18 protein-coding genes and 1 riboswitch are annotated in these 19,844 nt (G+C 66.7%); of the genes, 10 read left to right on the forward strand and 8 right to left on the reverse strand.

The features are described 5' to 3' along the window. Positions 1 to 63 precede the first annotated feature (63 nt). Positions 64 to 1,356: an adenylosuccinate synthase gene (locus BKE09_RS17380; protein ID WP_075676916.1), complete on the forward strand. Its 1,293-nt coding sequence runs from the start codon at positions 64 to 66 to the stop codon at positions 1,354 to 1,356. A gap of 117 nt (positions 1,357 to 1,473) precedes the next feature. Beyond that, complete coding sequence (locus BKE09_RS17385) at positions 1,474 to 2,136, forward strand: hypothetical protein (protein WP_075676918.1); 663 nt, start codon at positions 1,474 to 1,476, stop codon at positions 2,134 to 2,136. Here BKE09_RS17385 and BKE09_RS17390 read toward each other — a convergent pair. The 3 genes from BKE09_RS17390 to BKE09_RS17400 form a co-directional block, all read right to left on the reverse strand. Then, a complete protein-coding gene (locus BKE09_RS17390) occupies positions 2,066 to 2,746 on the reverse strand; it encodes a M23 family metallopeptidase (RefSeq protein WP_075676920.1) in 681 nt (226 codons plus the stop codon). The two genes, BKE09_RS17385 and BKE09_RS17390, sit on opposite strands and share 71 nt — an antisense overlap. Positions 2,747 to 2,750: 4 nt before the next feature. Beyond that, a complete protein-coding gene (locus BKE09_RS17395) occupies positions 2,751 to 3,707 on the reverse strand; it encodes a murein L,D-transpeptidase (RefSeq protein ID WP_075676922.1) in 957 nt (318 codons plus the stop codon). A 113-nt stretch (positions 3,708 to 3,820) separates the two neighbouring features. Continuing rightward, a complete protein-coding gene (locus BKE09_RS17400) occupies positions 3,821 to 4,351 on the reverse strand; it encodes a hypothetical protein (protein ID WP_075676924.1) in 531 nt (176 codons plus the stop codon). 190 nt (positions 4,352 to 4,541) lie between these two features. Between BKE09_RS17400 and BKE09_RS17405 the strand changes: the two genes are divergently transcribed. Beyond that, complete coding sequence (locus BKE09_RS17405) at positions 4,542 to 6,668, forward strand: methyl-accepting chemotaxis protein (RefSeq protein ID WP_075676926.1); 2,127 nt, start codon at positions 4,542 to 4,544, stop codon at positions 6,666 to 6,668. Positions 6,669 to 6,752: 84 nt separating this feature from the next. Here BKE09_RS17405 and BKE09_RS17410 read toward each other — a convergent pair whose 3' ends face one another. Together BKE09_RS17410 and BKE09_RS17415 are read right to left on the reverse strand one after the other, a co-directional pair. Beyond that, a complete protein-coding gene (locus BKE09_RS17410; RefSeq protein WP_075676928.1) occupies positions 6,753 to 7,043 on the reverse strand; it encodes a hypothetical protein in 291 nt (96 codons plus the stop codon). 14 nt (positions 7,044 to 7,057) lie between these two features. Then, positions 7,058 to 7,537: a hypothetical protein gene (locus tag BKE09_RS17415; protein WP_075676930.1), complete on the reverse strand. Its 480-nt coding sequence runs from the start codon at positions 7,535 to 7,537 to the stop codon at positions 7,058 to 7,060. 139 nt (positions 7,538 to 7,676) lie between these two features. Here BKE09_RS17415 and BKE09_RS17420 point away from each other — a divergent pair, with 139 nt between their 5' ends. Then, positions 7,677 to 8,417: an alpha/beta hydrolase gene (locus BKE09_RS17420; RefSeq protein WP_075676932.1), complete on the forward strand. Its 741-nt coding sequence runs from the start codon at positions 7,677 to 7,679 to the stop codon at positions 8,415 to 8,417. 9 nt (positions 8,418 to 8,426) lie between these two features. Here the strand turns inward: BKE09_RS17420 and BKE09_RS17425 are convergent, their stop codons facing one another. After that, a complete protein-coding gene (locus tag BKE09_RS17425; RefSeq protein ID WP_075676934.1) occupies positions 8,427 to 8,759 on the reverse strand; it encodes a hypothetical protein in 333 nt (110 codons plus the stop codon). A 107-nt stretch (positions 8,760 to 8,866) separates the two neighbouring features. Between BKE09_RS17425 and BKE09_RS17430 the strand changes: the two genes are divergently transcribed. From BKE09_RS17430 to BKE09_RS17440, 3 genes are all read left to right on the forward strand, one after another. Then, the gene (locus BKE09_RS17430) at positions 8,867 to 9,589 is read left to right on the forward strand and encodes an AraC family transcriptional regulator (RefSeq protein WP_014038112.1); all 723 of its coding nucleotides are present in this window, start codon (positions 8,867 to 8,869) and stop codon (positions 9,587 to 9,589) included. An 82-nt stretch (positions 9,590 to 9,671) separates the two neighbouring features. Then, on the forward strand, positions 9,672 to 11,039 hold the full coding sequence (locus tag BKE09_RS17435; protein WP_075676936.1) for an amino acid permease: 1,368 nt from the start codon (positions 9,672 to 9,674) through the stop codon (positions 11,037 to 11,039). Between the two features lie 103 nt (positions 11,040 to 11,142). Then, positions 11,143 to 11,553 (forward strand): VOC family protein, encoded by a 411-nt coding sequence (locus tag BKE09_RS17440; protein ID WP_005418291.1) that lies wholly within the window; start codon positions 11,143 to 11,145, stop codon positions 11,551 to 11,553. A gap of 92 nt (positions 11,554 to 11,645) precedes the next feature. Here the strand turns inward: BKE09_RS17440 and gcvP are convergent, their stop codons facing one another. Continuing rightward, positions 11,646 to 14,513 carry an aminomethyl-transferring glycine dehydrogenase gene (gene gcvP, locus BKE09_RS17445; protein WP_075676938.1) on the reverse strand — a complete coding sequence of 956 codons (2,868 nt, stop codon included), beginning with the start codon at positions 14,511 to 14,513 and terminating at the stop codon, positions 11,646 to 11,648. Between the two features lie 62 nt (positions 14,514 to 14,575). Beyond that, positions 14,576 to 14,678: riboswitch (glycine riboswitch) on the reverse strand. Positions 14,679 to 14,978: 300 nt separating this feature from the next. Here gcvP and BKE09_RS17450 point away from each other — a divergent pair. The 3 genes from BKE09_RS17450 to BKE09_RS17460 all read left to right on the forward strand — a co-directional run bounded on the left by BKE09_RS17450 (position 14,979) and on the right by BKE09_RS17460 (position 17,704). Further along, a complete protein-coding gene (locus tag BKE09_RS17450) occupies positions 14,979 to 16,205 on the forward strand; it encodes a multidrug effflux MFS transporter (RefSeq protein WP_075677359.1) in 1,227 nt (408 codons plus the stop codon). Between the two features lie 141 nt (positions 16,206 to 16,346). Then, a complete protein-coding gene (locus BKE09_RS17455) occupies positions 16,347 to 17,243 on the forward strand; it encodes a siderophore-interacting protein (RefSeq protein ID WP_075676940.1) in 897 nt (298 codons plus the stop codon). Positions 17,244 to 17,311: 68 nt separating this feature from the next. After that, a complete protein-coding gene (locus BKE09_RS17460; RefSeq protein WP_008265644.1) occupies positions 17,312 to 17,704 on the forward strand; it encodes a hypothetical protein in 393 nt (130 codons plus the stop codon). Between the two features lie 119 nt (positions 17,705 to 17,823). On the opposite strand, the gene BKE09_RS17465 is transcribed toward BKE09_RS17460, so the two are convergent. Beyond that, positions 17,824 to 19,788 (reverse strand): M2 family metallopeptidase, encoded by a 1,965-nt coding sequence (locus BKE09_RS17465; protein ID WP_014038105.1) that lies wholly within the window; start codon positions 19,786 to 19,788, stop codon positions 17,824 to 17,826. Positions 19,789 to 19,844 lie beyond the last annotated feature (56 nt).

Here is a 19,844-nt window from a genome sequence, read left to right on the forward strand (position 1 = left end):
CCAGCCCCGCCACGGTTTACCCGTCCGCGGCCCCGATGGCCGCAACAAATCGAGGAGCCCGTCATGGGTCAGTCTGTCGTAGTGTTGGGTGCCCAGTGGGGCGATGAAGGCAAGGGCAAGATCGTCGATCTGCTCACTGAGGAAATCGGCGCCGTCGTGCGCTTCCAGGGCGGCCACAACGCCGGCCACACCCTGGTCATCAACGGTAAGAAGACCGTCCTGCACCTGATCCCGTCGGGCATCCTGCGTGACGACGCGCTGTGCCTGATCGGCAACGGCGTGGTGATCTCGCCGGCCGCGCTGCAGAAGGAAATCGCCGAGCTGGAAACCTCCGGCGTGGAAGTGCGTTCGCGCCTGAAGATCTCCCCGGCCGCGCCGCTGATCATGCCGTACCACATCGCCCTGGACCAGGCGCGCGAGCGCGCTGCCGGTGGCAAGGCGATCGGCACCACCGGCCGAGGCATCGGCCCGGCCTACGAAGACAAGGTGGCGCGTCGCGGCATCCGCATCGCCGACCTGCATTACCCGAAGCAGCTGGAAGAGCTCCTGCGCACCGCGCTGGATTACCACAACTTCGTGCTGACCAAGTATCTGAACACCGATGCGGTCGATTTCCAGAAGACCTTCGACGAAGCGCTGGCCTTCGGCGAATACGTGCAGCCGATGAAGTCCGACGTGGCCGGCATCCTGCACGACCTGCGCAAGCAGGGTAAGCGCGTGCTGTTCGAAGGTGCGCAGGGCGCACTGCTGGACATCGACCACGGCACCTACCCGTACGTCACCAGCTCCAACACCACTGTTGGTGGTGCGCTGGCCGGTTCCGGCGTCGGCGCCGATTCGATCGACTACGTGCTGGGCATCGCCAAGGCCTACGCCACCCGCGTCGGCGGCGGCCCGTTCCCGACCGAGCTGGACGACGAAGTCGGCCAGGGCATCCGTGACCGCGGCGCCGAGTACGGTGCCTCGACCGGCCGTCCGCGTCGTTGCGGCTGGATGGACATCGTCGCGCTGAAGCGCGCCGTGGCCATCAACGGCATCAGCGGCCTGTGCATCACCAAGCTGGACGTGCTCGATGGCATGGAAAAGCTGAAGGTCTGCATCGCCTACGAATACAACGGCAAGCGTACCGAGTACGCGCCGCTGGACGCGCAGGGCTGGGAAGACTGCACCCCGGTGTACCTGGAGTTCCCGGGCTGGAGCGAGAACACCCACGGCATCACCAACTGGGACGACCTGCCGCCGGCCGCTCGTGCCTACCTGCGTTCGCTGGAGGAGCTGGCCGGCTGCCCGATCAGCATCGTCTCCACCGGCCCGGACCGCGACCACACCATGGTCCTGCAGGATCCGTTCGCCTGAGGTAGCGCCGGGCGCTGCCCGGCGTAGGTGACAGGAAAAGCCCCGCCCAAGCGGGGCTTTTTCGTTACTGTGTCGCCAGGGCCAGCGGGGAAGCGACGCAATGACCAGGATGTCAGCGTGAAGGGCGAGACGGTCGTGCGGATCACCCTGTGGGTGCTGTGGAGCCTGTGGGGCATCGCCTGTCTGGTACTGCTGCTGGGTGCGGCTGCCAATACCCTGGCTTCGCGCACGCAGACGGTGCCGCTGGTGCTGAGTCCTGGCGCAACCGCCCAGATCACCGTCTACCGCCTCATCGATGACCAACTGCGGCTGCGCCTGCGCTATGCCGCGGACGGTACGGAGGCTGACCCCGAGGTGCTGCTGCGCATCGAAACTCCGACCGATCAGGGAGACTTCCGTGCAGGGGAACGTTCGGGAGTGGCCGGGCAGGGCATCAATCGCGCGCTGGCTTCGGTTGAGTCCAGCGGCCTCACGGCGTTCTACTTTGGCTACGGCCGCGGTGACGCATTGCCACGCGGCCGCTCATGGCTACGGGTAACCGTGCTGGAGGTGGACCCGGCCCTGGCCGGGCACGCGGCAGACATCGAGCTGCAGCCACCGCTGGACCTGCTGAAGCTGACCGACCTGGATTACATCTGGCTGTGGCCGTTCTTCTTCTGGAAGATGGCGGCGCTGTTCCTGCTGATTCCAGGGGCCGCGTTGGCTGTCTTCACTCTGGTTTTGCGGCGCTGGCAGCGCCGGGCATCAGCGCCGCCGACTTCAGCAGGGGATAGGGATTGATCGACTCTCCCTTCCACCACTGTTTTTCCGCTCCCAGCACGTGTACTTCGAAATGCAGATGCGGCGCATCGGCACTGGCGTTGCCGGTGCTGCCCACGTAACCGATCACCTCTCCGCGCTTGATGACCTGCTTCTCGGCCAGGCCATCGGCATAGCGCTGCAGATGCGCGTAGTAGTAGCACCAGCGTCCACTGGGCTCGAACTGGTAGATCGTCAGGCCACCGCGCTCGCTGTCGAACAGCTTCTCCACCGTGCCATCAGCCACCGCGAGTACCGGCGTACCGGCATCGGCCATGATGTCGATGGCATCGTGCACGCGGCCCTGGCTGCGTGCATCGGTGAAGGTATCGCGCAGCTGGGAGGCCTGGATGCCCTGCACCGGCAACAGCAGGCCGGGCGGTGCAGCCGCAGCCTGCGAGGCTGACGGCGCGGCGATGGCGGGAGGCGCGGTTGCGGGTGGCGCTACAGATTCCTTCGCCGGCGCAGTGGCTACCGTCGATGGCGCTGCCGGCAGCGAGGCGGCCACCGGCTCATCCACACCGCGGTGCAGCCACCAACCAGCACCCAACCCCAGCAGAACACCCAGCACGATCAGTTGCGAAAGACGCATAGGCTCACTCCTGCATCACCACGGGTACCGAGGTATCCACCGCATCGGCCACACGCACTGCATCCCAGTTGGTCATGCGCACGCAGCCATGCGATTCGGTTTTGCCCACGTGGCCGGGTTCAGGCGTGCCATGCAGGCCGTAATGCGGTTTGGACAGATCGATCCAGACCCGGCCGACCGGGTTGTTCGGACCGGGCGGCAGCGTGGCCTTCCTGTCGCCCTTGCGCGCATCCCAGAACAGCTTGGGGTTGTAGTGGAACGGCGGGTCGCGATACACGCCAAGAATCTTCCATTCACCGATCGGCAGCGGATCGTGCTGGCTGCCGGACGAGACCGGCACCTGCGCGATCACCTTGCCCTGCGCATCCAGCAACTGCAGAGTGGAATCGGACTTGTCGACCACGATCTTCGCAGCCTTCGGCAATGCCGCCGGTGCGATGTTGGGTACCTGGATGCGGCTGCCAGCCTCGGTCAGACCCACGCCGGGATTGAGCACCTTCAGCAACTCAGGCGAGGCATGGAAGCGCTCGCCCAGGGCTTCCTCCACACTGCCGTAGCCCAGCGATTCCAGCTTGGCCTGGGCGGCGGGCCCTTTCGGTGTGGCCTGGAACGGACCGGCAACATCCTCAGCAGTCAGCGTGTAGCTGGCCAGCGGCGCGATCGTATCGGCCTGCAGAGCTTTCCAGGTAGCGTCATCCAGTTCACCGGTTACGGTCAGCCCATGCGCCGCCTGAAAACCCGACACCGCGCGTCGCTGGTTGCTGCCCACTTCGCCATCGATCTGGCCAGGGGAGAAATTTGCGCGATCCAGCAGCACCTGGGCGTGCAGCGGCGAGCGCGGGGCGATTTCCGGCCCGGCCCTCTCAGCGATCGGTGCGGGTAGGTCGGACGGTGTAGCCTGGGCGAACGCGGGGGATGCAAACAGCAACAGCACAAGCAAGGAAGGGCGGAATGCCGGCATACATGGCTCCAGTGGCTAGCGCCCTCACCTTGCCTGATGTCCTCGCCGCCGGTCCGTGAAAGCAGGTTGATGGCGTGATGAACATCGCTCATGCACAGGCTGTAACGCGGTGGTCAGACGCCAATCAATCTTTTGAATGATCTGACACTGCTACCGGGATTTCCGGAAGGCGAGTTGAGAAGCCCAGGGACGATCATTTCCCTCAGAAGCTTGGTATCGCGAAGATTGAGAAGGCCGCGATTTCGGGTAAGGCAGTTGCCAATGAGCATCGCCTCCAGCTGTTGGATATCACGGTGCGTGTTCCCGGTCGGATTGACCAGCTTTGCACCGTTGGTGTACTTGGGAATCAACGTGATTTCAGGTGTTCCCCGCCGGCTCGCGATCGCATTGTTGTAGTGATTTATTTTGTGCGGAGTGAAGCACTCCTTTCGAAACGACTGCTTCTCTGCCATTCCCACATACCATGGCAGGGAACCCTTGCCGGCGCGGATCGAAAAAATGTAGCAGCCGATGGAGCCGGAAAGCCCCGGTTCCGTTGCCTCATCGATGTCATTCCAAAGCTTGGCCAGGGAGGCCTTGTCGGTGGCAATCAAGCCATTGGTCTGCTTGGTCAGTGGCCACGGTGCAAGAGGCATGAAGTTCATGGAAACATCCATATTCAGGAAGTTGGGAAGCATGCCTGAGAGACAGACGCAGATAAAGCTGAATGCCACTGCACTCCCTGGCGAAATTCGTCACCTGTCTGAACCCACCCCAGCCCGCATCGCCAGTCGCTATCAAGATGCTGGGTCTCGCGGCCGATAAGGGCGCATCCCCCCCGTTTTGGATACCCCCATGAACTACTTGAGGAACGTCAGGGTTGCCTGGCGTCTTGGGCTGGGCTTTGGCCTGTTGCTGCTGCTGGTCGCCGCCGTGGTGGCCACCGGCGCCACCGCCAGTGTCGTGCAGAAGCGCGCGATGCAGCAGGTGGTCGACGTCAGCGTGGCCAAGGTGCGCCTGCTGTCGCAGATGCTCGATGCCAACAACCAGATGATGGTCGTGCGCCGCGAAATGCTGATCCGCCAGGGCGAAGACCGTGGCAGCGACGAGAAGCGCATCGCCGACCTGGTCAAGCGCTATGAGGCCAGTTGGACTGCCTACCAGGCGCTGCCCAGCGACGCCGACGGCAAGGCCATCGCCGAAAACATCGCGGCCAAGCGTGCCATCGCGCGCCCGCTCAACAAGCAGACCAGCGAACTGATGGAGCAGGGCGACTACCCGGGCGCGGTGGCGCTGACCCTGGGCCCGGTGCAGGAAGCGGCCAACGGCTGGAACAAGGCACTGTCCGATGGCGTGGACTTCGAAGAGAAGGAAAGCCGCAAGGCCGCCGCCGAGGCGATCCGCCTGGGTGAGCGCAGCCTGCTGCAGCTGCTGGTGCTGGGCGGCGTCGCGCTGCTGGTGGGCATCGGTGCCTCGGTGATGATCGGCCGCAGCCTGACCGGCCCGCTGGCCCGCGCGGTGAACCTGGCCGAGCGCCTGTCCAAGGGCCAGCTGGACCAGGAGTTCCGTCTTGGCGGCCGTGACGAACTGACCCAGCTGGGCGAGGCAATGGCCAGCGTCCGGCAGAGCGTGCAGGCGGCGATCGGCGCGCAGCTGCAGATGGCCGAGCAGCACGAAGCGGGTGCGATCCGCTATCGCATGGACGCCGGTGCATTCCCGGGCGACTTCGGCCGCATGGTGCAGGCGACCAACAGCCTGGTCGAATCGCACGTGCAGGTGGAACTGCTGATGGCCGAGGTGATGCAGCGCTACGCCATCGGCGACCTCAGCCGTGACCTGCCGGACTACCCGGGCGAGAAGGGCACGCTGACCCGGACCCTGGCCGCGGTGAAGCAGAGCCTGATGGCGATCAACGCGCAGATCGACGAACTGGCCCGTGCGGCTCGCGCCGGTGACTTCAGCATGCGTGGCGATGCCGCTGCGTTCCAGTACCAGTTCAAGGCGATGGTCGAGCACCTCAACGGCATGATGGCCAGTTCGCAGGCCAGCATCGCCGATGTCTCCGACGTGCTGCGCGCGATCTCGCACGGCGACCTGACCGCACGCATGGACGGCGAGTACGACGGCGTGTTCGCCCGTATGCGCGACGACGCCAACACCACCACCGCGCAGCTGACCGGCATCGTACGGGGCATCCAGGTGGCTGCCGACAGCATCAACAACGCGGCGCAGGAACTGGCCGCCGGCAACAACGACCTGTCGCGCCGCACCGAGCAGCAGGCGGCCAACCTGGAAGAAGCCGCTGCATCGATGGAGGAACTGACGTCCACCGTGCGCCAGAACGCCGAGCTGGCGCGACAGGCCGACAGCGAAGCGCATGCGGCCGGCGCCGCCGTGCGCGAGACCGAACAGGCGATGGCACAGATGGCCTCGGTGATGGGTGAGATCGACCAGTCGTCGGCACGCATCTCGGAAATTTCCACGGTGATCGACGGCATCGCGTTCCAGACCAACATCCTGGCGCTGAACGCGGCGGTGGAAGCCGCACGTGCGGGCGAGCAGGGCCGTGGCTTTGCCGTGGTCGCCAGCGAAGTGCGCACGCTCGCACAGCGTGCCGGTGTCGCCGCCAAGGAGATCAAGGAGCTGATCGAAGACGCCGCTGCCAAGGTGAAGAGTGGCCTGGCGGTGACCGTTGAGTCGGAAGCCGCGATCGCGCGCGTGGCCCAGGCCAGTTCGCGCACCACCCAGCTGATGAGCGACATCGCCGCGGCCAGCAAGGAACAGGCCGCCGGCATCGAGCAGGTCAACCAGGTGGTGGTACAGATGGACCAGGTGACCCAGCAGAACGCCGCGCTGGTGGAAGAAGCCACCGCCGCCAGCCGCGCGCTGGAAGAACAGGCGCATGCACTGACCACGTCGGTGTCGGTGTTCCAGCTGGAGCAGGGGGCGCGCAAGATCATCGTGCCTGCACACGCGGCGTAAGCCAACGGAAGCGCGATGTTGGATGGTGCCCTGCATGCGATGACCCGCATGCAGGGCGTCGTTGCACGCAACGGTTGGGTGCCGCTAGCGCCCGCGCGCGGAACGCTCGATCAACCAACCGGCCGCGTACAGCAACAGCAATGTTGGCGGAACCAGCATCGCATACGCGGTCGACCAGGGCTTGCCGTACAACAGGCTGCCTGCGCCGACGGCATCAAGCGCGGCAGACTGCAGGGTGATGGGGAGTGCCATCAGGATGTAGGTACCCTTCGGGTCGGTGTCCGTCTGCGCGCCGTGGACCAGCCACGCGGTAAACAGCAGGTAGGCCACGCACAGCGCAAGGCCGGTCCAGCTGAACAATCGTCGCATCTTCATCTGCAGGCCTTCCTTCAACGGACGTCGAAGCGCGCCTGCAGTGGCTGGCTCACACCCCGCAGCAGATCCTTGACCACCACCTGCGCGGTCCACGTACCTTTCGGATCGCCGGGCTCGGCGACGAATTTCAGCTGCGCGTTGGTCATGTACAGCAGGGTGGGTGGACCCGGCAGACGGGCGGTGAAGCAGGGGACATCGCGCTCATCCACGCTGGCACTGTCGTCCGGGCGCAGCATGCGCACGTCGCAGTGGACCTTCGCTGCACCATCCTCGCCCAGCTGCGGGTTGGACAGGAACGTCAGTACGAACAACTCTCCACCCAGTTGGACTTCGCTGGCCTCGGTGAAGTCCGGCGTGGTGTCCGCTGGGGATTCCCACTTGGCCCGCCAGTCGGCGTCGGAGGTGACCAGCAGCGATGCCGCAAAGCCATCGCTGGCAAAGGTGGTGAGTGGCAGCATCAGGGCCATCATGGCCAGTGCGTCGGTCCATCGCATCAACAGCTCTCCCTGGTAGCCACATCCTGCGGCGAAGCCGGCAGTATCGCGCAACCTTGACCGGCACAGCAGGGGAGAACCAAAGAAGAGGTTCCCTCGCCTGCCGATCCAGGCGATGCTTGCCAGCAAAGGAGCTGGCATGGGAACCGGACGCGAGGAAAAACAGGGCTGTGATGCCACGTCGGTCCCGCCGCCGCACGTACTGATGCTGCCAGGCCTGGATGGCACCGGCAGCATGTCGACCCCGTTGCTGTCCGCACTGCAGGCTCATCGGCTGACGACGCAGGCGCTCGCGCTGCCTGCGCAGGGCCGGCAGGATTACACCACGCTTGCGAGATGGCTTTGGCCGCAGCTGCCCCACCACCCCTTCATCCTGCTTGCCGAGTCCTTCTCGGGCCCGTTGGCGGTTGAACTGGCCACGCGACAGCCCGCCGGGCTGCGCGGACTGGTGCTTGCCGCGACCTTTGCGCGTCGGCCGGTGCCATTGCCGGCAGCCAGCGCAGCCCTGCTGACGCCGGCCTGGCCTCTGCCTCCCGTGGCGTTGCTGGCGCGCCTGCTGCTGGGGCGGTGGCGCACCCGCGAGCACATGTCGATGCTGTGCGATGCGTTGGCCCAGATTCCAGCGACCACGTTGCGGCAACGCGCCGCAGCGACCCTGCGGGTCGACGTACGCGCATTGCTGCCGGGAATCGAAGTGCCGACGCTGTGCCTGCATGCCCGGCAGGACCGCCTGCTGTGGCCGCCCAGCGTGGCCGAGCTGCAGGCCCTGTTGCCCGAGGCCCGCCATGTGTCGTTGGAGGGCCCACATCTGCTGCTGCAGGCGCGCGCTGATGCAGCGGCAGCCGAAGTTGCCGCGTGGATGACGACGTTGTCGCACTGAACGATGCGTTCAGCCGCGCGCGCGGGTGCGCGCGGCTTTCTTCGCCGCCACCTTGCGCACGGTCTTCTTCGCCGCACGGGTCTTCGCCGCCTTCTTTGCGGCAGCGCTGCGTGAGGCGATGGTGCTGGCCTTCGTGGCCACCGTCTTCTTTGCTGCCTTCTTCGTGGCCACCTTGCGCCCTCTACCACTGCGCTTGCCACCACCGTCTTGCTTGTTCACTGTGGCCCAGGCGATGCGCTCTGCGGTGCTTTCGCTGGCGCCGCGCTCGCGCTCGCTCTCTTCGATGTGCTCGGCCTGACGCTTCTGCTTTTCGGTATAGGCGGATTTGTCACCGCGGGGCATGGCCGGTTCTCCGGTGGGGGCTGGCCCCCACGGTGGGCCTGGCGGCGTTAAGCGCAAGTCCCGCAAGGGTGATCGCACCGGCAAGGGGCCTCGGCTATGCTTGTGGCATGCGAGTCGAGCCCGCCGACATCGAAGCCCTGTTCGACGCCATCCCGGATGTGCTGTTCTTCATCAAGGACCGCCAGGGGCGTTACACCCACGTCAACCAGACCATGCTGCGGCGGCTGGGCCTGCGCGCGCGCAAGGACGTGATCGGGCGTACCGCGGCCGAGATCTACCCGACCGGCCTCAGCGCGGACTATGTCGACCAGGACGCCCGCGTGCTGTCCGGCGAGGTGATCGAGAACCTGATGGAGCTGCACCTGTTCGCCAACCGCGAACCGGGCTGGTGCCTGACCTGCAAGCGCCCGCTGGTGGTCGATGGGGCCATCGAGGGCCTGATCGGCATTTCCCGCGACCTCGGCCAGAAGGACAGCCTCGGCACCCAGTACGAGCAGCTGCGGCTGGCGCTGGCCCACCTCAACGCGCACTACGCCGAGAACGTGCGCATGCAGACCCTGCTGGACATCACCGGTTTCTCGCTGTCGAAGCTGGAGCGCAGCTTCCGCAAGGTGTTCCAGATGACCCCGCAGCAGGTGCTGACCCGGCTGCGGATCCAGATGGCCATGCACCTGCTGCATGGCGACGACAGCATCGCCTGCATCGGCCAGGCCTGCGGTTTCAGCGACCAGAGCGCCTTCACCCGCAAGTTCAAGGCTGAAACCGGTTTCTCGCCGCGTGCCTATCGTGCCCGTATCGGCGGGAACGTCGGCGAGCCGGCGCTGGCCTGAGCCGACTGCTGCGCTGTGCCTATCCCCGTGGGCACGGGACAGGGTAAGGTGTCGCCCCTGTAGCCCGCCGCCAGCCCCGCCGATGCCCAACTCGATTCCGACCGCTTCGCCGTCCCGCCTCGGACATTCGCTCAAGCCCCGCCAGCTGATCATGATGGGCCTGGGCAGCGCCATCGGCGCCGGCCTGTTCCTCGGCTCGGGCGTGGGTGTGCAGGCGGCCGGCCCGGCGGTGCTGGTGTCGTATCTGGTCGCTGGTGCGCTGGTGATCATCGTGATGAACGCGCTGGGTGAGATGGCGGCGGCCAAGCCCACCAGTGGCGCGTTCTCGGTGTATGCAGCCGACGCCATGGGCGCTACCGCCGGTGCCACCGTGGGCTGGCTCTGGTGGGTGCAGCTGGTGATCGTGATCGCCGCCGAAGCAGTGGGTGCAGCCGGGCTGCTGGCCACGGTCTGGCCGGCGATACCGGTACCGCTGGCGGCGCTGGCCTTCATGCTGTTCTTCACCGCGATCAACCTGCTCGGAGTGAAGAACTTCGGCGAGTTCGAATTCTGGTTCGCCATCCTCAAGGTGGCGGCGATCCTGGCCTTCATCGCCATTGGCGTGGCGCTGCTGATGGGGTGGCTGCCGCAGGTGGCCTCGCCGGGCCTGAGCAACTTCACCGAACACGGTGGCTTCGCACCGAAGGGCCTGGCCGGGATCGGTGCGGCGCTGCTGGTTGTCGTTTTTGCTTTCGGTGGCACCGAGATCGTGGCCGTGGCGGCGGCCGAAACCGAAGACCCCGAGCGTAGCATCGCCCGTGCCATCCGCACCGTGGCCTGGCGCATCCTGGTGTTCTACATCGGCTCGCTGAGCGTGATCATCGCCGTGGTGCCGTGGACCAGCGAGGCGCTGAAGTCGCCGTTCGCCGCCGTGCTGGACATCGCACGCATCCCGGGCGCCGGTACCGCCATCACCCTGATCGCCGTGATCGCGCTGCTGTCGGCGCTCAATGCCAACCTCTACGGCGCCTCGCGCATGATGTATTCGCTGGCGCAGCGCCGCGAAGCGCCGGCTGTGCTTGGCTGGACAGACCCGCGCCAGGTGCCGGTGATCGCCGTGCTGGCCAGCGTGCTGTTCGGCTTTGCCGCCACGGTGATGGAACTGCTGTTCCCGGACCGTGTGCTGCCGGTGCTGCTGAACATCGTCGGTTCCACCTGCCTGCTGGTGTGGACGCTGTCGCTGGTCTCGCAGCTGGTGCTGCGCCGGCGCGCGGATCGCCTGGGCACCCGCCTGCCGTTCCGCATGGCCGGCTTCCCGTGGCTGACCTGCTGTGCACTGGCGATCCTGGCGCTGATCTTCGGCCTGCTGCTGAGTGAGTCGCACACCCGCCTGCAGTTCCTGTCGATGGTGGCGTTGACCGCCACGATCGCCGCCAGCAGCGCCATCGCACGGCGCATGCGCGAGGCCTGATTGAAGCTGCCGGCCAGCGGCCGGCACTACCACGGGGGCTGCACATCCGCCGTGCCATCCTGATCGCGTGGGCCGTCATCGGCCCGTCGACCAGGAGCACCGCATGCTGCGCAGCCGTCCCTTCCTGATGTTCACCGGCCAGGCCGAGGCCGCCTTGGCCCTGTACGCCGAAGCCTTTGCCGATTTCCGCCTGCTGGCCCTGCAACGCCACCCCGAGGGCGCCGGCGCCGGCGTGCCCGGGCAGGTCCGCCAGGCCATCTTCCTGCTCGGTGGCACCCACTACCTGTGCTTCGACAGCCTGGACGTGCACGATTTCACCTTCTCACCGTCGATCTCGCTGTTCGTCGAGTGTTCCGGCGCCGAGCAGTTCGAACGTGCCGCACGCGTACTGGGCGAGGGTGGCCATTGGTTGATGCCGGTGGGCGACTATGACTTCAGCAACCGCTACGGCTGGGTGCAGGACCGCTTCGGCGTGTCGTGGCAGTTGAGCCTGGGGCAGATGCCGGACCCGTGACCGGATGTGTGTGGGTGTGGACCTTGGTCCACACGCCCTTATGAAAACGGCCCGCTTGCGCGGGCCGTTTTCTTTACCGATGCAGTGAGGAATCAAGCCTCGACTTCATCATCCTTGTAGGCATCGACCGGGATGCAGGCGCACATCACGTTCTTGTCGCCGTACACGTTGTCGACACGCGCCACCGGCGGCCAGTACTTGCTCTGCTTCAGGCTGGCCAGCGGGAAGGCGGCCAGTTCGCGCGGGTAGGCGTGGGTCCACTCGCTGGCGGTCACTGCGGTGGCAGTGTGCGGCGCGTTCTTCAGCGGGTTGTCCTCGCGGTCCAGGCGGCCGTCTTCGATCGCGGTGATTTCCTCGCGGATCTGGATCATCGCGTTGATGAAGCGATCCAGTTCGTGCAGCGATTCGCTCTCGGTCGGCTCCACCATCAGCGTGCCGGCCACCGGGAAGCTCAGGGTTGGGGCGTGGAAGCCGAAGTCGATCAGGCGCTTGGCCACGTCCTCGGCACCGATGCCGCTGGTCTTCTCCAGCGGGCGCACGTCCAGGATGCACTCGTGCGCCACCAGGCCATTGCGGCCGGTGTACAGGGTCTTGAAGTGCGGGGCCAGGCGCTTGGCGATGTAGTTGGCGTTGAGCTGCGCGACCTGGGTGGCCTTGCGCAGGCCGTCGCGGCCCATCATCGCGATGTACATCCAGCTGATCGGCAGGATCGAGGCGCTGCCGAAGCTGGCCGCGCTGACCATGCCGACTGGGCCGTTGTCACCCAGCTTGCCCGGCAGGAACGGGGCCAGGTGCTCCTTGACCGCGCACGGGCCGACGCCCGGGCCGCCACCGCCGTGCGGGATGCAGAAGGTCTTGTGCAGGTTCAGGTGCGAAACGTCCGAACCCCACTTGCCCGGCTTGGCCACGCCGACCAGGGCGTTCATGTTGGCACCGTCGGTGTACACCTGGCCGCCGTGCTTGTGGATGATCTCGCAGATCTCCACCACCTCTTCCTCGAACACGCCGTGCGTGGACGGGTAGGTCATCATGATCGCGGCCAGGCGGTCGCTGTACTTCTCGGCGTTGAGGCGGATGTCCTCGACGTCGACGTTGCCGTTGGCATCGGTCTTGGTGACCACGACCTTCATGCCGCACATCTGCGCCGAGGCCGGGTTGGTGCCGTGCGCCGAGTCCGGGATCAGGCAGATGTCGCGGTGGTCTTCGCCGCGCGAGCGGTGGTAGGCGCGGATCGCCAGCAGGCCGGCGTACTCGCCCTGCGCGCCGGAGTTCGGCTGCAGGCTGACCGCGTCGTAGCCGGTGCATTCCACCAGCATCGCTTCCAGCGTGTCGATCAGTTCCTTGTAGCCCAGCGCCTGGTCGGCCGGCACCAGCGGGTGGATCTGCGAGAACTCCGGCCAGGTCACCGGGATCATCTCGGCGGTGGCGTTGAGCTTCATGGTGCACGAGCCCAGCGGGATCATCGTGCGGTCCATCGCCAGGTCCTTGTCGGCCAGCGAGCGCAGGTAGCGCAGCAGTTCGTGCTCGCTGTGGTGGGTGTTGAACACCGGGTGGGTCAGGAACGCGGACTGGCGCAGCAGGCCGGCCGGCAGCGCATCGGCGGTGCTGGCATCCAGCGCGTCGACGTCGGCCTGCGCACCGAACACGGCGGCCAGCGCGACCACGTCGGCGCGGGTGGCGGTCTCGTCCAGGCTGATGCCGACCGAGTCGCTGTCGATCGCGCGCAGGTTGTAACCGGCGGCGCGGGCCTTGGCGTGGATCTCATCGGCGTGCACGCCGGTGACATGCAGGGTGTCGAAGAAGTCGCCACCGACCTGCACGCCGGCCTTGCGCAGCGCCGCGGCCAGGATCGAGGTCAGGCGGTGGGTGCGGCGGGCGATGCGGGTCAGGCCTTCCGGGCCGTGGTAGACGGCATACATCGAGGCCATCACCGCCAGCAGCACCTGTGCGGTACAGATGTTGGAGGTGGCCTTCTCGCGGCGGATGTGCTGCTCGCGGGTCTGCAGGGTCAGGCGATAGGCCGGGTTGCCCTGGGCATCGACCGAGACGCCGATCAGGCGGCCCGGCATCGAACGCTTGTAGGCGTCACGGCAGGCCATGAACGCGGCGTGCGGGCCGCCGAAGCCGAACGGCACGCCGAAACGCTGGCTGTTGCCGACCACGATGTCCGCACCCCATTCGCCCGGGGCGGCCAGCAGGGTCAGGGCCAGCAGGTCGCTGGCCACGGCCACCAGGCCGCCGCTTGCGTGCACGGCATCGACCAGCGCCTTGTAGTCGCCGACCTGGCCGAAGGTGTCCGGGTACTGCAGCAGCAGGCCGAAGGCTTCCGCTTCCAGTGCCTCGGCCGGGGTGCCGACGCGCAGCACGATGCCCATCGGCTCGGCGCGGGTGCGCAGCAGTTCCAGCGTCTGCGGGTGCACGGCGTCGTGCACGAAGAAGGTGTCCGACTTCGACTTGGCCGAACGCTTGGCCAGGGTCATCGCTTCAGCGGCGGCGGTGGCTTCGTCCAGCAGCGAGGCGTTGGCGATTTCCATGCCGGTGAGGTCGGCGCACAGGGTCTGGAAGTTGATCAGCGCTTCCATGCGGCCCTGCGAGATTTCCGCCTGGTACGGGGTGTAGGCGGTGTACCAGGCCGGGTTTTCCAGGATGTTGCGCAGGATCACGTTCGGCGTGTGGGTACCGTAGTAGCCCTGGCCGATGAAGCTGCGCAGCACGGTGTTCTTGTCGGCGATCGCACGGATCTTCGCCAGTGCCTGCACTTCGGTCATCGATTCCGGCAGTGCCAGCGGTGCCGGCGACTTGATCTTGGCCGGTACGATGGCATCGGTCATCGCGTCCAGCGATGCATGGCCGACGACGTCGAGCATCTGCGCGATCTCGGCATCGTTGGGGCCGATGTGGCGCTCGACGAACGCATTGTGGTGCTCGAGCTCACGCAGGGAAGGGGTGTTCTGGGACATGGCGAAGGATCCGTCAGGAAAGGGCACACGCACGGGCACAAGCCGCCGGTCGGCGGTCTGCGGGGCGCCCCTCTGTCCTTTTGCCTGAGAGTTTGGAAGCGCGGAAAACCGCGGCTTCGTGCCCCTTCGGCGCCGGATCGAACCGGTCTCTCCAGAGTTGTGTTACGGGTGGTATCGGGCCTGAGCGATTACGGGCGTTGCGCCTTCGGCAGCGGTGTTCCGCTTCTCCCACCGTGTTGCCCGCCGATTATAGCCCGTTGCGGACGCGCCAGCCGCCTCCGGGCCCGGCCGCGGCGCCTGAATGGCCGATGGCCCGTCCGTATGTTTTGTGCACTGCTGCATGGCATCAGGCGCAATCCCCACCTATGATGGGCGGATACCCGAATTCATCTGGCGCCGTCCCTGCTGCAGGGGGACCGGCGCCCGCCGTGCGTGCCGCGCATGGCCCTGCCGGACGCCTTCTCCATGACCGCCGCTGTTGCTCCTTCCACCCGCCGCATGGCCCTGCTGCTCGCCGGCCTCGCCATGTTCGGTCCGTTCTCGATCGACACCATCTTCCCGGCTTTCCCGCAGCTGGCCCAGCGCCTGGCGGTGGACGAGGTGGCGGTGCAGCAGACCATCAGCGTGTACCTGCTGTTCTACGGCCTGATGAGCCTGGCACACGGCCCGCTGTCCGATGCCTGGGGCCGCAAGCGGGTGATCCTCGGCGGCCTGGTGGTGTTCGTCGGCGCCTCGGTCGGCTGTGCGCTGTCCACCGACCTGACCACGCTGCTGGCGTTCCGCGCGCTGCAGGGCCTGTCCGCGGGCGTCGGCATGATCGTCGGCCGCGCGGTGATCCGCGACCTGTACCACGGCCACGACGCGCAGCGGCTGATGAGCCAGGTGTCGATGCTGTTCGGCATCGCCCCGGCCATCGCGCCGATCATCGGTGGCTGGATCCTGCTCAGTGGCGCGGGCTGGCCGCTGATCTTCTGGTTCCTGGTGGTGTTCGCACTGGTCCTGCTGGCAGCCACCGCACGCTATCTGCCGGAAACCCATCCGGTCGAGGCTCGGGTGCCGCTGTCGCCGCGCGTGCTGATGCGCGACTACGTGCGCATCGGTTTCAATCCGCGCTTCCTGCGCCTGGCGCTGGCCGGCAGCATCGGTTTCGGCGGCATCTTCCTGTACATCTCCTCGGCGCCGGTGTTCGTGATGCAGCACCTGCACCTGGGCGAGGGCGGCTTCGCCTGGCTGTTCATCCCCACCATCGGCGGCATGACCACCGGCTCGTTCCTGTCCGGGCGCATGGCCGGGCACGCCACGCCCACCCGCCAGGTCGCCATCGGTTTCGGCCTGTGCGCGCTGTCGGTGCTGCTGAACGTCGGTTACGTGGCGCTGGCGCCGCAGTTCGTGCTGCCGTGGGCGGTACTGCCGATCTTCCTGGGCGGCATGGGCATGGCCTTGATCTTCCCGATCCTGGCGCTGGCGGTGCTGGACATGTACCCGCACCAGCGCGGCCTGGCCTCGTCGCTGCAGGCGTTCGTGCAGCTGATGATCAGCACCGTGGTGGCCGGCGTGGTGTCGCCGCTGCTCAGCGCCAGCCCGCTGCACCTGGCGCTGGGCCAGGCGGCGTTCTTCGGCGCCGGCTTCGTGTTCTGGTACTGGGAACACCAGCGTGAACGCACGGCGCAGGCAGCCTGCACGGGTCACTGAGCAGCGTGCAGGGGTAGGGCGGGCCGCGACGCCCGCAGCGCTTGCGACGGGAATCCACCGGACTAGGCTGGGCACTCCAGCCAGCCGGTGCACAGGTGCACGACAGCCAGCCGATCCGATGTCGTTGCATGAGGTTCCCCCATGGCTGCGCAGCAGACCTACCGCCTGTTCGAGGTGGCGCTGAAGGAGCGCCGCGTTCTTTCCCCTTCCCTGGACCGCATGGTGTTCACCGGTGCCGACGTGGCGCGGATGAAGACCGAAGGCCCGGACCAGCGCATCAAGGTGTTCTTTCCCTTGCCCGGCCAGGAGGTGCCGCAGGTCCCCAGCGGCGACGACTGGTATCCACGCTACCGGGCCCTGCCGGACGATCAGCGCCCGCCGATGCGCACCTACACCATCCGCCAGCTGCGAGCGGAGCAGGGCGAGGTCGATGTCGATTTCGTCATCCACGGCGTGACCGGTCCCGCCTCGCGCTGGGCCATGCATGCCCGGCCGGGCGACCGCGTGGTGCTGCTGGCCCCGGATGCCGACTGCGCCGACAGCAGCGAGGGCTGGGAATGGAAGCCGCCGGCCTGCGTTGGCCAGGTGCTGCTGGTGGCTGACGAGACCGCGTTGCCGGCAGTGGCCGGGATTCTCGAGGAACTGGCGGCCATGGTGGATCCGCCGCGCACGCTGGCCCTGCTGGAAGTGGCGCAGGCCGGTGATGCGGTTCCCCTGAAGGCGCCGGCCACGGCCGAGCTGGTCTGGTTGCCGCGCGGGCAGGCGGCGTACGGGCAGCCCCTGCTGCAGGCAGTCCAGGCAAGGTTGGCGGCGGCCTCGGGTGTGGCTGCCGGCGATGCGCTGGAAGAGATCGACGTCGATACGCAGATCCTCTGGGAGCAGGCCGATAGCCGCGTGGCTGGGCCGCTGTACGCCTGGGTCGCAGGTGAGGCCGGGGCCGTGATGGCGATCCGTCGCCATCTGGTCCGTGACTGCGGGCTGGACCGCCGCGCGATCACCTTCATGGGTTACTGGCGCCACGGCAAAGTGCTGGACTGAGGCGACGTGAAGCAGCGCTGCGGGCGGGGTGCGCTATCCTTGCGCCCCCCTCGCAGCGGTACCGCACCATGTCCACCAGCTCCAAGACCCGCCGCGACCAGCGCCGTCGCCAGGAAAAGCAGGCCGCCAACAAGGCCGCTGCCCAGGCCTCGCCGGTGGAGCCGCATGCCGAACTGCGCGACGCGCAGCGCACCCTGCTGGCCGGTGTCGTGCGCCGTGATGGCGAATGGGTGCTGGGCATGGATGGCCGCATCGCGGGACACAGCGAGAGCGCTGCGCAGGTGCTGGCGCTGATCATGCAGGCCGGTGAACTGCACGAACGCAACGGCACGCCGGTGCGCCTGATGTACTCCGACGCGCTGCGTGATGCGGCGCAGGCCGAAGCAAAGGAGAAGGGCCAGACCTTCGAGGAATTCAAGGCCGAGCTGGCTGCAGCGATGGCGGCGAAGAAGAACAGCTGACAGGCACTTCGGTAGAGCCGGCCACTGGCCGGCTGCCCGTTGGCTCTTCATCGCGTGGTTGCCGGCCAGCGGCCGGCACTACCAGAAAGGGGCGGATCCTCGCGGATCCGCCCCTTTTTTCATTTCGCCGCCGGTGCCGCGTTGGCCTGCCAGCCGCACATCTGGCCTTCGTTCTGCTGCTTCAGCCACTCGTTGACCGGGGTGAAGTACTCGATCATCGGGCCGGCATCGAGCTTGTCGGTGCCGGTCAGCTCCTTCAGCGTGGCCTGCCACGGCTGGCTGGCGCCCTTGCTCAGCATCGCCCAGTACTTCTGGCCGGCTTCCTTGTTGCCGTAGAAGGTGCACTCATGCAGCGGGCCCTTGTAGCCGGCCGCGTCGCACAGGCCCTTGTAGAACTGGAACTGCAGGATGCGCGCCAGGAAGTAACGCGTGTACGGGGTGTTGCCCGGCACGTGGTACTTCGCGCCCGGGTCGAAGAATTCTTCGCCACGGGTGCTGGCCGGCGCCACGCCCTGGTACTTGGCCTTCAGGTCCCACCATGCCTTGTTGTAGTTGTCGGCGGTGATCGAGCCATCGAACACGCCCCAGCGCCAGCGGTCGATCATCAGCCCGAACGGCAGGAACGACACGCCCGACAGCGCCATGCGCATCTGGTTGTTGATGACCGCTTCGCGGCTCTCGGTCGGCGCGTCGACCAGGCCGATCGAGCTGAGGTACTTGGGCGTCATCGCCAGCACGATGGTGTCGCCGATCGCTTCATGGAAGCCATCGTTGGCACCACCCTGGAACAGCGGCGGCAGCGGGTTGTAGGCCAGGTCGTAATAGATGTGGCCCAGCTCGTGGTAGATGGTGGTGAAGTTCTCTTCGTTCGGCTTGATGCACATCTTGGTGCGCACGTCGCCTTCCATGTTCATGTCCCAGGCGCTGGCGTGGCAGACCACGTCGCGGTCGTCGGGCTTGATGAACTGGGTGCGTTCCCAGTACGACTGCGGCAGCGACGGCATGCCCAGCGACACGTAGAAGTCCTGCGCGCGTTCGGTCATCTGCTTGGCGGTACGCAGTTCGGCCTCGCGCTGCGCCTTGTACTGGGCGGCTACGTTGGCGTCCTTGCCGGCCTTGGCCAGCGCTGCGCTCAGGTTGGTCTGGTACTGCTTTTCCAGCGCCGCAGTGATGTCCAGGCTGCCGGCACCCGGGTACGGTTCCAGCTGGTCCCACAGGTTCGACCAGTCCTGCTGCCACATGTTGCCGAGCAGGTGTGCGGCGATCAGGCCATTGCCCACTTCCGCCTTGTCCTTGCCATAGGTCTTGTCCAGCTTGCCGCGCGCGTAGCAGTGCAGCTGCTCGTACATCGGCTTGACCTGTTCCCACAGGCGGTCGGTTTCCGGGCCGATCTGTTCCGGCGGCATGTCATAGCCGCTGCGCCACATCTGGCCGGCATCGGTGAAGCCCATGCCCTTGGCGCCTTCGTTCACCAGGCCGACGAACTTCTGGTAGTCGCCGCGCATGCTCTTGGTGGTGCTGTGCCAGCCCTGCCAGGCGTCGAGCTGCTTGTCGTAGTCGCGGCTGCGTGCCAGCACCTGCTCCAGCTCTCCCAACTGGCGGCAGGAGTTCGGGTCGTTGGCATCGGTGCAGTACTTGCCGGCGCCATAGCTGCCTTCCATGCGCGTGGCGATCTGGGTCAGCTCGGCCAGCTTGGCCGGGTCGCGCGGTGCCGGCATCGACGACATCAGCTTCAGCAGGTGGATCGCGCGCTTGCTGTCCTCGCTCATCGGCTTGCCGTCGAACGTGGCCGCCTGTTCGATCCAGCTGTTGAGCTGGGTCAGCGAGCGCTCGTTGGCCTTGGCCGCGATGCGTTCCGAATCACTGTTGATGTAGGTGGAGGACAGCCACTGCGCCGAGGTCATCTCCGGGTAGGCGGCCTTGAATTCGGCATTGATGCGGGCCACGAACTGGTCGGCGGTTTCGCCGGCCGGGGCGCTGCTGCTGGCGGTATCGGTGCCTGGGGCAGCTTCCTTCTTGCAGGCGGCCAGGGCCAGCGTGGCGGCGGCGATTGCCGAGGCCAGCAGGAGATGACGGTGTTTCACGGGCGGTCCTTGGGTGGTGAACGACGGCCGAAGGCTAGTGGGCAGTCGCTGCCACC

It is taken from the genome of Stenotrophomonas sp. TD3 (genome assembly GCF_001939825.1).
GTDB lineage: Bacteria > Pseudomonadota > Gammaproteobacteria > Xanthomonadales > Xanthomonadaceae > Stenotrophomonas.